This window comes from Hydrogenophaga sp. OTU3427, assembly GCF_038440225.1.
Taxonomy (GTDB): Bacteria; Pseudomonadota; Gammaproteobacteria; order Burkholderiales; family Burkholderiaceae_C; genus Hydrogenophaga.
The window spans coordinates 26,893-40,221 of the sequence record NZ_JASATI010000017.1; the positions used below are offsets into that span (position 1 = coordinate 26,893).

General features: G+C 69.0%; 11 protein-coding genes. 1 reads left to right on the top strand and 10 read right to left on the bottom strand.

From position 1 onward, the window contains the following. Window positions 1–25: 25 nt before the first annotated feature. The 10 genes from AAHB17_RS11860 to AAHB17_RS11905 all read right to left on the bottom strand — a co-directional run bounded on the left by AAHB17_RS11860 (window position 26) and on the right by AAHB17_RS11905 (window position 12,313). Window positions 26–1,225 carry an acetyl-CoA C-acyltransferase gene (locus AAHB17_RS11860; protein WP_342130784.1) on the bottom strand — a complete coding sequence of 400 codons (1,200 nt, stop codon included), beginning with the start codon at window positions 1,223–1,225 and terminating at the stop codon, window positions 26–28. A 13-nt stretch (window positions 1,226–1,238) separates the two neighbouring features. After that, a complete protein-coding gene (locus AAHB17_RS11865) occupies window positions 1,239–2,474 on the bottom strand; it encodes an acetyl-CoA acetyltransferase (RefSeq protein ID WP_342130785.1) in 1,236 nt (411 codons plus the stop codon). A gap of 11 nt (window positions 2,475–2,485) precedes the next feature. Continuing rightward, window positions 2,486–3,445 (bottom strand): NAD(P)H-dependent flavin oxidoreductase, encoded by a 960-nt coding sequence (locus AAHB17_RS11870; RefSeq protein WP_342130787.1) that lies wholly within the window; start codon window positions 3,443–3,445, stop codon window positions 2,486–2,488. A 77-nt stretch (window positions 3,446–3,522) separates the two neighbouring features. Then, the gene (locus AAHB17_RS11875) at window positions 3,523–4,509 is read right to left on the bottom strand and encodes a Bug family tripartite tricarboxylate transporter substrate binding protein (RefSeq protein WP_342130788.1); all 987 of its coding nucleotides are present in this window, start codon (window positions 4,507–4,509) and stop codon (window positions 3,523–3,525) included. Window positions 4,510–4,530: 21 nt separating this feature from the next. Further along, a complete protein-coding gene (locus tag AAHB17_RS11880; RefSeq protein WP_342130789.1) occupies window positions 4,531–5,253 on the bottom strand; it encodes an alpha/beta fold hydrolase in 723 nt (240 codons plus the stop codon). Further along, entirely contained in the window at window positions 5,250–6,983 is a 1,734-nt protein-coding gene (locus AAHB17_RS11885) for a class I adenylate-forming enzyme family protein (protein ID WP_342130791.1), read from the bottom strand. The genes AAHB17_RS11880 and AAHB17_RS11885 overlap by 4 nt, the downstream gene beginning before the upstream one ends. 31 nt (window positions 6,984–7,014) lie before the next feature. Further along, window positions 7,015–8,460 carry a carotenoid oxygenase family protein gene (locus tag AAHB17_RS11890; protein WP_342130792.1) on the bottom strand — a complete coding sequence of 482 codons (1,446 nt, stop codon included), beginning with the start codon at window positions 8,458–8,460 and terminating at the stop codon, window positions 7,015–7,017. Between the two features lie 11 nt (window positions 8,461–8,471). Continuing rightward, window positions 8,472–10,163 carry a phenylacetic acid degradation protein PaaN gene (paaN, locus tag AAHB17_RS11895; protein WP_342130793.1) on the bottom strand — a complete coding sequence of 564 codons (1,692 nt, stop codon included), beginning with the start codon at window positions 10,161–10,163 and terminating at the stop codon, window positions 8,472–8,474. Window positions 10,164–10,224: 61 nt separating this feature from the next. Continuing rightward, a complete protein-coding gene (locus tag AAHB17_RS11900) occupies window positions 10,225–10,710 on the bottom strand; it encodes a lipocalin-like domain-containing protein (protein ID WP_342130794.1) in 486 nt (161 codons plus the stop codon). Between the two features lie 115 nt (window positions 10,711–10,825). Further along, window positions 10,826–12,313 carry a carotenoid oxygenase family protein gene (locus tag AAHB17_RS11905; protein ID WP_342130795.1) on the bottom strand — a complete coding sequence of 496 codons (1,488 nt, stop codon included), beginning with the start codon at window positions 12,311–12,313 and terminating at the stop codon, window positions 10,826–10,828. Window positions 12,314–12,519: 206 nt separating this feature from the next. Between AAHB17_RS11905 and AAHB17_RS11910 the strand changes: the two genes are divergently transcribed. After that, window positions 12,520–13,311, top strand: coding sequence for a sulfite exporter TauE/SafE family protein (locus AAHB17_RS11910; protein WP_342130796.1), 792 nt, complete (start codon window positions 12,520–12,522; stop codon window positions 13,309–13,311). Window positions 13,312–13,329: the final 18 nt, after the last annotated feature.

The window sequence follows — 13,329 nt, forward strand, 5'->3', positions numbered from 1 at the left end:
GGGTGGCGGGACCGGCGTGGAACGGTCAGAGGCGCTCGATGACCATGGCCACGGCCACACCGGCCGCACCACAGATGGCGATGACAGCGCGCCGGGCATCGCGCCGCTCGAGCTCGTCCAGCGCCATGCCCACCAGCGCGCTGCCGGTGGCCCCCATGGCGTGGCCCAGCGCGATGGCGCCGCCGTTGACGTTGAGCCGATCGTGCGGCACCTGCAGGTGTTTCATGTAGTGCAGCATCAGCGCGGCAAAGGATTCGTTGACCTCGAACAGGTCGATGTCGGGCACGCCGAGGCCGGCGCGGGCCAGCGCCTTGCGGGTGGCGTCGACGGCGCCAGTCAGCGCCAGCGTGTGGTCCACCGACACGTCGGCCGTGGCCAGGATGCGCCCGCGTGGCCGCAGGCCCAGGCGTTGTGCCGCGCCCGCACTGGCCACCAGCACGGCGGCCGCGCCATCGGCCATGGCGGGCGAGTTGCCCGCGTGTTGCACGTGGTCGATGCGCGCCAGGCCATAACGCTGGGCCATCAGGGCGTCCACGCCCGATTGTCCGCCCAGGGCGGCAAAGGCCGGTGCCATGGCGGCCAGGCCCTCGGCCGTGGTCTGGGGGCGCGGTGTTTCATCGGCGTCCAGCAGCACACGGCCATCGTCCGCGTGCACCGGCCGCAACGACACAAACCGCCCACCCTCCCGCGCCGCCACCGCGCGTTGCTGCGAGGCCAGCGCGTAGGCGTCGCAGTCGGCGCGGCTGAAGCCTTCGAGCGTGGCCACCACGTCGGCCGCGATGCCGATGGGCACCAGCCCGGTCTGGCGCTGGAAGTCGAGGTCGTGGGTCAGCGGGCCCCGGTCGGCCGCCATGGGCACCCGCGACATCATCTCGATGCCGCCGCCCAGCGCCAGCGCGTCGTTGGCCAGCGCCTGCTGGGCCGCGAACTGCAGCGCGCTCAGGCCCGAGGCGCAGTAACGGTTGATGCTGACGCCCGGCACGGCGTCGCTCCAGCCGGCGCGCACCAGGGCCAGCTTGGCGATGTTGGCGCCCTGCTCGCCGGTCTGCGTGACACAGCCGATCACCGCGTCGGCCACCTCGGCGGTGTCGAAGCCGCCGCGGGCCTGCAGCGCGGTGAGTTGCTGCGCCAGCAGGTCCACCGGCTTGAGGGGTTTGAGGCTGCCCTTGTCGTTGCCACGGCCGCGCGGGGAGCGCACGGCGTCGATGATGAGTGCGTGGGTCATGCGGCGCCCTGGGTCAGAGCCCACGTTCGACGACGAAGCTCACCACCGTGCCACAGGAGCCGCCGATGTTGAGCGTCTGCATGCGGCTGGCGCCGTCGATCTGGCAGTCGCCGGCCTGGCCCGTCACCTGGCGCGCCGCATCGAACAGCATGCGCGCGCCGGTGGCGCCCACCGGGTGGCCACCGCCGATCAGTCCGCCGCTCATGTTGACCGGGCAGCGCCCACCGGGCTCGATGACACCGGACTCCACCGCCTGCCAGCTCTGGCCGGGAGGTGTGAGACCCAGGTGGTCGATGGCCATGTACTCGGTCATGGTGAAACAGTCGTGGGTTTCGATGCCGCTCATGGCTTCGACTCCAGGCACACCGGCGCGGCGCCAGGCGTCTTCCAGCGTCTGGCGAACGTGCGGGAACACGTAGGGCTGGCCCTGGCTGCGCGCGATCTTGTCGGACAGGCGCAGGCCCGCGTTGTGGTGGCCCCAGCCCGCGATGCGCGCGAGCCGGTCCAGCGTCTGGCCGCGCCGCGCCGCGTGGGCCTGGGCGAAGCGGGCCGAGGCCAGCACCACGGCGCAGGCGCCGTCGGTGATCTGGCCACAGTCCTGCCGGCGTGTGCCGGGCTCGATCACCGGGTTGGCCTCATCGTCGTCGGTGAAGCTCAACGCGTCGAAGCGCCACTGGCGCGTCTGCGCCAGCGGGTTGCGCCGCGCGTTGGCGTAGTTGAGTTCGGCGATGCGGTTGAGATGGCGCCGGTCCAGGCCGTAGCGGCGCTCGTATTCCTGCGCCAGCAGACCGAACACCGCTGGCCACATGTAGGTGCAGCTGATGCCCTCGTGGCCCTGCCAGGCGGCGGCGTTCTGGTTGACCGAGGCGGTGTTGCCGTCGGTGTTCTTGAACTCCTCCACGCCCAGCACCAGCACGCAGTCGTAGCGGCCAGCCTCGATCTCGGCCATGGCGCTGAGCACGCCCAGCGAGGACGAGGCGCAAGCGCCCTCGTGGCGCATGGCGGGCACGCCCCACAGCTCGGGCACGACCTGCGCGACCATGGAACCCAGGTGGGCCTGCTGGCGCTGCAGCTCGGCAAAGGCGTTGCCCACGTGGATGCTCTGGATCTCGGACGCGTCCAGCGCACTGGCGGCCAGCGCGCCCAGCGTGGCCTCGCGCACCATGTCGGAGATGTCCTGGCCCTGGCGGGCCCAGGCCTTGGCAAAGTCGGTCTGGTGACCGCCGAGGATGAAGACCGGTTCGTTCATCTGCTGCTCCTTCACATGCCGTAGGGCAAGCCCGCCAGGCGCCGCGTGGCCTGGGCGTATTCGGTGGCCAGGCGGTCCACCACCGTGGCCACCGGTTCCACCGCGCGCACACTGCCCAGCCCCTGGCCGGCGGCCCACACGTCCACCCACTTCTTGCCGGCAAACGACTGGCTGCTGTCGTACTGGCGCGAAGGCGCGGCCGGCATGTTGTCCGGGTCCAGGCCATTGGCGCGCAACGAAGCCTTGAGCCAACTGGCTGGCGTGCCGGTGACGCCAGCGCTGACCACCAGGTCGTCCACCGTGCCCTCCACCACCATCTGCTTGTAGGCCTCGGGCGCCAGGCTTTCCACCGTGGGAATGAAACGGGTGCCCATGTAGACCAGATCGGCCCCGGCCGCCACCGCACCGGCCACGCCCCAGCCGTCGCTGATGCCACCGCCCACCACCACCATGCCGTCAAAGAAGTCGCGGATCGCGCCCACGAAGGCAAAGGGCGACAGGAAACCGGTGTGCCCGCCCGCCCCCGCCGACACACAGGCCAGGCCGTCGGCGCCCGCCGCCACGGCCTTCTTGGCCAGACCGATGCTGATGACGTCGGCCAGCACCAGGCCACCGTAGGCGTGCACCACCTCGATGGCCGGCTTGGGGCTGCCCAGCGCCGTCACCACCACGGGTGGCTTGTACTTCGCGATCAGCTCCAGGTCCTGCGGCAGCCGGGTGTTGGACGAATGGGTGACGAGGTTGGCGCACCACGGCCCGATGGTCGCCGCCGGCTGCGCCTCGCGCGCCGCCGCCAGGCCTTCGGTGATCTGCTTCATCCAGTCGTCCAGCGCTTCGATCGGGCGGGCGTTGGGCGTCGGGAAAGCACCGACGATGCCGGCCCGGCACGCGGCCAGCACCAGTTCCGGCCCGGAGATCAGGAACATGGGGGCCGCGACAACGGGCAGGCGCAGGGAGAAAGAAGGAGTCATGGGTGTCTTGTCGTGTATTGGGCGTTGTGGTGGCTGAATGGGTCTGCGTGGCAAGCCAAACGAAAACGACACGCCTGTCACTCTGTCGCCTTGAACCCCGAAATCCGCACCGCCTCCGCCCAGCGTTTCGAATCCGCCGCCATGAAGCGGCTCAGCTCGTCGGGCGTGGAAGGCAGGGTCTCGAAGTCCATGGCGCGCCATTTCTCCCGCACCTCGGGCGACTGCAGGGCCTTGACGAACTCGGTGTTGAGGCGGCCGATCACCGCGTCGGGTGTGCCCGCCGGCGCGCTGATGGCGGCCCAGATGTAGATTTCCAGGTCGGGGTAGCCCTGCTCCTTGAAGGTGGCCACGCCCGGCATGAGCGCCGAGCGCTGCGGGCTGGTGACCGCCAGCACCTTGACCTTGCCAGCCTCCCAGTGTGGCTTGACCGCCAGCAGCGGCAGGAAGGCGGCGTTGACCTGGCCACCCACGAGGTTCTGCACCGCGGGCGGCGTGCCGTTGAAAGGCACGTGGGTCATGTCGATGCCGGCGCGCTGGTTCAGGATCACGCCGCTGAAATGCGAGGAATTGCCCGCCGTGAAGGAGGCGTAGGACACCTTGCCGGGCTGGGCCTTGGTCCAGGCCACGAACTCGGCCAGGTTGTTTGCGGGCACGCTGCTGTGCACCGCCATCACCATCGAGGTGCCGAGGAAGTTGCTCACCGAGCGGAAGCTCTTCTCGGGGTCGTAGGGCAACTTGCCGAAGGTGTGCGGGTTGATGGTCATCATGCTGGTGTTGCTCAACAGCAGGGTATAGCCATCGGGCGCGGCCTGGGCCACGGCCTGGGCAGCGATGATGCCGGAGCCCCCGGGCTTGCTGTCGATCACCAGCGCCTGGCCGGTGTTCTGCTTGAAGACCTCGGCCACCACGCGCAGCGCGGTGTCCAGCGTGTTGCCCGGCGCGAAAGGCACGACGATGCGCACCGGGCGATCGGGAAACGCGGGCTGGGCCCAGGTGCCGCCCAGGGGCAGCGTGGCGCCCAGCGCGACGGCGCCCAGGGCTTGCAGAAAATGACGACGTGGCATGTGGGTGTCTCCGGTCAGGCATCAGACGGGCTGCGGCGCGGCGCGCCACAACGTGCGCAAGGCGGCCGCCACCTCCGTGGGCCGCTCCATCGGTGCCATGTGGCCGGCACCTTCAATCCAGATCAGTTCGGCGCCGGGGATCAGGGCCGCGGCTTCCTGTGACAGCTCCGGGGGCGTCACGCGGTCGCCCCGCCCACAGACCACACGCACCGGCAAGGCCAGCGCCGCCAGCCGTGCACGGTGGTCGGCGCGGGCGGCGATGGCACGGTTCTGGCGGATCGCCACCTCGGCCCCCACGTCCAGCAGCATCCGGCGCATGCGGTCCATCAAGGGCACATCGCCCTGGTTGGCCGGGTCGGTGCTGAAGGCCAGCACACCCTCCACCACGGCGGGAAACCGGCTTTGCATCGCGGCGATGGTCTTCTCGCGCAGCGCGGCGCTCTCGGCGGATTCGGGCCGCGTGTTGGTGTCGATCAGGGCCAGGCCTTGCACGGTGCGCGGCGCCCGGGCCAGCATCTCCATGGCCACATAACCGCCCATCGAGAAGCCGGCCAGCAGCAGCGGCGTGGCGACGGGCACATCGGCCAGGGCGGACCAGCTGTCACGCGCCATGTCGACGAGGCTGGCCTGGGCGAACAGGCCGCCCACCCGCAGCTCGACCTCGGGCGCCAGCACGGCCGCCACGTCGGCCCAGACGCGGGCGTCGTTGAGCATGCCGGGCAAGAGCAAGAGCACCGGCTTCATGCGTGCACCTCCGGCGCGGCCAGCGCCCGGGCCCGCACACGCAGTTCGCGCTTGAGCACCTTGCCCACCGGGTTGCGCGGCAGTGCGTCGAGCAGCAGCAGGTGTTCGGGCAGCTTGTAGACGGCCACCCGCTTTTCGCGCTGCAGGAAGTGCTTGATGCCAGCCAGCGTGACCTCGCAGTCCGGTGCGGCCACCACACAGGCGCAGACCTTCTCGCCCAGCACCGCGTCGGGCACGGCCACCACGGCGGCCTCGCGCACGCCGGGGCAGGCCATCAACAGGTTCTCCACCTCTTCCGACGAGATGTTCATGCCACCACGGATCACCAGGTCCTTGGAACGGCCCACGTAGCGGTAGAACTGGGCCTGGTCGCCCGCGATCTCGAACAGGTCGCCGGTCTTGTAGAAGCCCTGCTCGTCGAAGGCGCGGGCCGTGAGTTCAGGCGCACGGAAGTAGCCGCTGAAGATGGTCGGGCCATCAAAACGCAACTCGCCGGCCTGGCCGGGCGCGGTGATGTCCTCGCCACTGTCCAGGTCGACCAGGCGCGTGCGAATCTTGCGGGAGGTGGAGATGCGCCAGTCGAATCCGGGCACACCGGCACGCGGGAAAAACTGCGCGCGCAGGGCCGGGTCGGGGATGTCGACGTCGCTGCCCGACAGCGCCGCGCCTTCGTTGGAGCCGAAGTAGTTGACGATGCGCACACCGTGGCGGTCCTCGAAGCCCCGCACCATCCAGTCGGACAGCGGCGCCGATCCCGAGCCGATGCGCGACAGGCGCTGGAAGTCGATGCCCTGCAACAAGTCCTCGTTCTGCAGCAGCATGTTGAGCACGGCCGGCGGCGCCACGGTGTAGTCGATGCGCTCGTCGCGCAACTGCTGCAGGAACACCGGCAGGTTGAACGGCTGGTGCTGCACCACGGTAGCGCCCAGCACCAGCCAGGCGGTGAAGGCGGTGGAGAAGCCCGCCATGTTGATCAGCGGAAAGGGGTTGAGCAAGCGCGCGTGCGGCGACAGGCCACCGGCCTCGATGATGGAGGGCGCCACCACCAGCCACTCGTTGTGGCTGCGCGGCACGCCCTTGGGCGCCGCCTCGGTGCCCGAGGTCCAGCAGACCGTGAAGACGTCGTTGGCGGTGACCGCCGCCGCCCGTTCGGCCTCTCGCAGCCGGGTGTGCTGCACCCCCGCGAGCGGCTGGTCGGCGGCGTCGGGTGTATCGGCATCCAGGGCCATCACCTGCCGCAGGCTGGGGTGGCGGGCCTGCAGGCCACGCCACATGGCCGCGCAGTCGTGGCCCTTGCCGGGCAGGCCCACGGGGCCGATGTGTTCGAAGGTGGCCACGGCCACGGCCTGCGTGAGGCCCAGGATGTGGTCCAGCTCGTGCTCGCGGTACTGGATGGGCACGGGCGACACCACCAGGCCCAGGCGCGCGCAGGCCAGGTAGACCACGTACTGCTCGACGCCATTGGGCAACTGCACCAGCAGCAGGTCGTCGCGTCGCAGGCCCAAGTCCAGCAGGCGCAGCGAGAAGCGGTCGATCTCGTCGGCCAGCGCCCGCCAACTCAGGCGGCGCGGCGCACCGCGGGCAAAGTCGGCGCGGTTGGCCGCGTCCACCACCGCCTCGGCCTGTGGCTGTTCGCGCAGGTTGCGCGCAAACAGGTCCCACAGCGTCTGCTCGCCCCACCAGCCGGCGGCCGTGTAGCGCGTGATCTTGTCCCGGGATACCAGCACCATGTCGTGTCTTGCCTCGGTCGTGTGGTCGGACTCAGTGGCCGCGCTGGAGGCGCTCGCCGCTGACCCAGGTGGCGTGGAAGCCGTTGGGCACGCGCTGGGGCAGGCGGATGCGCGCCACCGGGCCCTTGGTGATGTCGTGGGCGTCGAAGATGGTCACATACGAGGCCTGCTTCACGTCGTCCCACAGGAAGCCGACCAGGTAGCCATCGTCCTCGTTTTTCCAGTTGTCCTTGGGCGCAAACGGCGCTTCGCTGAACCACTTGTGCACACCTTCGTGGTAGCTGGTGCAGCTGTCGCGTTGCAGGTCGTAGCGCACCAGGCCACAAAAGCGCGGGTCCTCGGCACGGTTGCTGCGGCCCATGAGCACGTTCCAGGAGTAGCGCGTCTTGAAACCTTGCATCCAGGAGTTGATGACCGGGAATTCCTGGTTGACGATGTCGTCGATGACACGCTCCCGGGTCTGGCCGGTGCGCAGGTTGAAGCGCCATTCATAGAACATGAAGTCGTGTTCGAGGTTGGCCAGCATCTTGGGGAAACGGTCCACGTCCACGTTGCCGCGCCAGTCGCGTGGCAGGCGGAAGGGTGTGCCGGTCATGACGATCTCGGTGCCACCTCGGCCGTCGTCTTCCTCCCACGCGTTGGACACGTGGTACATGTAGGTCGGGCTGGCCTCGAACCAGCGGATCTGCTCGGGTGTGCCGTGGCGCGGGATGACGCCGAAGCGCGACGGGATCTGGTGGTGGAACTTGAGCTTGTGGCGGCCTGCCGCGAAGGCATCCATGTCGTAGAACAGCGGGAAGTCGTGCACCACGCTGTAGTTGGGCGTGATCGCCATGTCGTGGGGCAGGCGCGGGCCGGGCAGCTGCACCGGCATGAAGGTCTTGAGCGCGCCAAAGCGGTCCATCACGCCGTAGTGCATGTAGGGCGCTTCCTTGCCGTAGGCGAAGAACAGGAACTCGCCGGTGCGCTCGTCCACCTTGGAGTGGGCCGACACCGGCAGGCCCTTCAAGCGCGGATCGAATTCGAGCTTGCCCACCGTGGACAGGTCGTCGGGCCGGACCTGGTAGACCGCGCCGCCCAGGTACCACATGGACACCAGGTGACCGTTGTAGAACTTGACATCGGTGTTGGAGGTGTTCTTGAGCGGCGCGTCGGGACGGTCCTTGCGCGGCGGGTCCTTGATGCCTTGCCACAGGGCCTGACCGGCGCCCAGCTCCTCGCGCAGGCCGTCGGTCATGACCCAGCGGTTGCGGTACTGCGCCCGGCCGCCCTCGAAGTGCACGGCGTGCAGCATGCCGTCGCCGTCGAACCAGTGGTAGCGGCCCGCGGCCTCGAAGCGGCGGTTGGGCCCGTTGCGCACATAGACGCCGGTGAGGTCCTTGGGGATCTCGCCCTCGACCTCGGTCAGGTCCAGCGTGAGCTCATGGTCGATCGGCGCGAAGCCGCCTTGCAGGACCGGGATTTCATTCATGCCCATGGGAAGTCTCCTCAGGTGGACGCTCGTGCCGGGCGGCGCGATTGCGAAATGCAGAAGCGGCTGGCGACAAAGGCCAGGTTCGTGAGGCTGGCGTTGCCGGCCGGGTTGAGACCGGTGACGTGGTAGTCGCTGTAGGCGGCGGCGAAGTTCAGCGGCATGGCGCCGGTCAGGTTGATGGTGAGCTGGGCGCCGGCCCGGGCGTAGGCGCGCTCGGCGCGGGCGATGAAGGCCTCATCGGTCGCGTACAGGAAGGCGGTGAGGCCGCCGAACTCGCGCACGTCGCGGGTGGCCTGGTCCAGCGCGTCGTCGGCGTCGGCACAGGCGATGACGAAGCTGACCGGGCCGAAACGCTCCTCACCGTAGAGGTCGCGGTCCTGGGTGCCGAGCTGCAGCATCAACGGCGTGCTGGTGCGGGCGTCGGGGAACTCGGGGTGTGCATAGGCGCGCGGCTCCAAAAGCACCTGGCCCCGCTGGGCGCCCTGGTCGCGCAGGTGCTTGAGCAGCGCCAGGGTCTGTGGGCTCTGGAGGGTGGCCAGGATCATGGCCGCCTTCTTCGGGTCGGCGGTCAGGGACTCCACCGCCGCCGCCAGCCGGCGCGCCACCTCGTCCAGGGGCACGGTGCCGGCCGGCGTGTGCACACCCTCGCGCGGCACGTAGATGTTCTGCGGGCTGGTGCACATCTGGGCGCTGAACATGCACAGCGTGGTGGCCAGGCTGCGCAGAGCGGCATCCAGGTCGTCGGCCGCGGTCAGCACCACCGTGTTGCAGCCGGCGGTTTCGGTGAAGGCCAGGGCCGGGTGGGCGTGGCGCTCCACCCACTGGCCAAAACGCACGCTGCCGGTGAAGTCGACGATGGCGGTGCGGGGGTGCTGGACCAGCAGCTTGCCGATGGGGTCGTCCACCGTGTCCAGTGCCAGCGTCACGAGGTTGGGGTCGAAACCAGCCGCCCGCAGCACCTGGCGGAACACCCGCACCGTGATGGCCATGGGCAGCACCGTGGCCGGGTGCGGCTTGACGATGACGGCGTTGCCGGTGGCCAGGCTGGCCAGCATGGACGGCCAGGCGTTCCAGGTGGGGAAACTGGCGCAGGCGAAACACACGGCCACCCCGCGGGGCACCAGGCGGTAGGTCTTGTCGAGCACGATGTCCGAAGGCCCGAAGCGGCGCGCCCAGCGGGCCTGGGGGGTGACGGCGCGCATGGCCTGCTCGGCGTAGACCAGGGCCTCGATGCCGCGGTCCAGCGCGTTGACGCCCGAGCCGGCGTAGGCCATGTTGAAGCTTTGCCCCGCGGTGTGCATCACGGCCTGCGCCACCTCGAACAGGTGCTCGCGGTAGATCACGTCCAGCGCCTGCATCAGCACGCCGATGCGGGTCTCGATGCCGGCATCGGCCCAGGCGGGCATGGCGGCTTCGGCGGCGTCGAACAGCTGCTCGATGTCGGCCTGCGGGTAGTGGATGCCCAGGGCCTGCTGGGTGTAGGGCGAAACTTCCTCGCCCACCCAGCGCAGGGGGCCGGGCTGGTCGAGTTCGAAACGCTGGCCCCGCTGCGCCTCGAAGGCCTGGCGCCCGCGGGTCTGGGCGACCTCGGCGTCGGGGTACTTGGCCGGCATCTCCGGAAACGGACTCCAGCAGTGGCGCTCGCGGCAGGCCTGCTGGGCGCGCTCAAAAACAGCGCGGTGGGTCTCGTACAGCAGGTCGCTCACTGGGTAACCTCCGTGCTGTGCACTGCGGTGCGAGCTTGCTTGGGGCGGCCCGGCGCGGCGCTCATGCCGTGACTCCCCGGGTCCAGATCAGCCGGTGGTGGCGCAGGACGGCGCTGCCGGGCAGTTGGTCGGACGCCGACAGGGTCAGCGTGCCGTCGGCCCCGAAGTCCATGCGGCGCACCTGCTCCGTGCCAACGAAGTTGGGGTTGAGCGCGTGGCTGACGTGGTGCACCACGTGGGGCTGGCCGTCGATGTCACGTATTTGGTAGCGGCCGGCGTACTGGAAGTAACTCTCGAACGCGGCCAGGCGCTCGGCTTCGGGTGCGCTGCGCACGCTGTCGCTGGACAGGCGAGCGCGGCCGGCGCGGGCGATGCAGGCCGACATGCCGCCGTCGTGGGTGTACTGGATCAGACCGGTCGCGTCCGGACCAAAGGGGTGGCTGCTGGGCCGGCCGTCGCCGTAGGCGATCTCCCAGCGCAGCAATTGCCAGCTGCCCAGCAAGGGATTGTTGGCCAGTTCATCGGCGATGTTGTCGGAACGGCTCACACCTTGTCTCCATTCACTGTCTTTATTGAACCAAGTTTAGGCAGCAAAACCGGCGCCTGACAAGGGTGCAAACCCCGGTCAAGTGCGAAAAATGCCCCGTTGTGTCACACGGGTGTCAGCGGGCAGGCAGGGCCAGCGGGCCGTCGCGCAGGTCGGTCCCGTTGGCCCAGCACGAATGGGTGCCGCTGCACAGCTTGTGCGGCAACTCGACGCGGCAAACCGGACCGGCCTCGAAGCGTTTGCAATCGATCAGCAACAGCTCCGAGCGCTGGGTGTTCTCGTTGGTGATGAAGGTGACGAGGTAGCCATCGTCCTCGTCCCGCGCGTGGATGCGCGGGGCAAAAGGCGCCTCGCTGGCGTACTGGCCCTCGGGCAGGCGGAACTCCCAGGAGGCGCCGCTCACCAGGTCGTGCTTCACGTAGCCGTGGAAGAGAAACCAGCCCGGCACCTGCACCGCGCTGTACGCGTAGCGGTAGGGCCGGGTGGCGTAGCGCTGGTTGAACATGCCGAACTCGAGCACCCGGTCGTCCAGGCGCTGTTCGGTGGTCTGGCCGGTGCGCAGGTTGAAGCGCCAGCGGTGCAGGTGGGTGCCCATCTTGTGCTGATCCAGGTAGGACATCATGCGCTCGTAGCCGGCCGGCGCACCGTCGTAGTTGCGCGGCATGGGCTCGTCCTGGAAGTAGCCATCGAGCACGATCTCGTCGCCCTCCTCGTAGGCGTTGAGCCAGTGCAGCACGAAGGTGGGTGCGGCCTCGAACCAGCGGATGTCCTGCGGCTGGCCACGGCGCGGAATGATGGCGAAGCGCGAGGGCTGGTCCTTGAAGTAGCGCACCACGTGTTTGCCCTCTTTCAGCAGCTCGGGATCCCAGTACAGCGGAAAGTCGTTGAGGATGGCGTGGTGTTCGGTGTAGGCCATGTCGTGCGGCAGGCGCGGCCCGGGCAGGGGCACGGGCACGTAGTGCACGAGTTGGTCGTTCCTGTCGACCACGCCGTAGTGCATGTAGGGCGCGTGTTTCGAGTAGTTGAAGAACAGCATCTCGCCCGTGCGCTCGTCGACCTTGCAATGGGCCGAGATGCCGTCCAGCGGCGACCACGGCGGAATGCCCTGCTGCTGCAGTGTCAACGGGTCGAGCCGGTAGCCCTCGCCACACTGGTAGTAGGTGGTCAGCGCCCGGCCAGCGTGCACCACCACGTCGGTGCTGGACGCGTCCTTGATGCCGCCGTGTGCGCCCCAGCCCGGGCGCTGCGACAGGGCCGGGTCCTCCAGCAGGCCGGCCCACAGGCGGTGGCCTGCCTCCATCTCCGCGCCCAGACCCTTGGTCTGGATGAAGCGGTTGCGGTAGCTGACCCGGCCGTCGCGGATGGCGGCCATGTGCAGCATGCCATCGCCATCGAACGGGTGGTAGCGGCCCAGCGCCTGGTAGACCGGGTTCTGCGTGTTGCGCAGGTAGACGCCATCGATGTCGGTCGGCACCTGGCCTTCCAGCACCTTGAGGTCGGTCGCGTTGACCTCCTCCAGCAGCGGCGTCCAGGCGCCCTGCAGGTAGGGGTGGTCACCGGGCAACAGGTCGCTGCGGTAGCGGCGGACGATTTCCGTGGGCATGGTTGTCTCCTGGGGTCCACTGGAAGCATTTCACTTCTCTTGTTGGACCCAGTATAGGCAGACACCCACGGCCCGGTGAGTAACCCAGATGACAGCCCGGCCAGGCGGTCAGCCCAGGTGCACCGACGGCTTAATTACCCAAATACATATATCCATCACGAAAAGATAGTTTGGGATATGAGGGGATGCTTTTACAGTCGCCGTCCATGCACGATCTCGCCTTTGTCTTCGCCGGTTTTTTTGTCGGACTGGTCGTCGGTCTGACCGGTGTCGGCGGCGGCTCGCTGATGACGCCCATCCTGATCTTCTTCTTCGGTGTCAAACCCTACCTCGCGGTCGGCACCGACCTGCTCTTCGCCGCCTTCACCAAGCTCGGCGGCACCGTCAATTTCGCCCGCCAGCGCCTGGTGCCCTGGCGCGTGGTGGGTCAGCTCTGCGCCGGCAGCATCCCGGCCGCATTGGTCACCCTGTGGGTGCTCCACACGGTGGGGCCGGCCAACCCGCAGGTGCAGACCGTCATGACCACCGCCCTGGGCGTGGCCCTGCTGCTGACCGCCGCCGCCATGCTCTACAAGGCCGCCCGGGGCAAGACCGCGCCGCGCACGCTGGATGCCGCCCACGCCGCGGTGGCCACCCGAGCCCGCCACTGGAGCCTGCCGCTGCTGTTCGGCGCCGTCATCGGCACCCTGGTGACGCTGACCTCGGTCGGCGCCGGCGCCATCGGCGTGACCGTGCTGCTGCTGCTGTTTCCCTTGCTGCCGCTGCCGCGCATCGTGGCCGCCGACATCGCCTACGCCGTGCCACTGACCTTGGTGGCCGGCCTGGGCCACGCCTCGTTGGGCTCGGTCGACTGGCCGCTGCTGGCCAAGCTGCTGGCCGGCTCGCTGCCCGGCATCTGGCTGGGTTCGCGGCTGATGCGCCACACCCCCGAGCGCCTGGTGCGCTCCCTCCTCTCGCTGCTGCTGGCCTACGCCGGCGTCAAGCTGATCGCCATCTGATTTTTTGAAGCAGACACC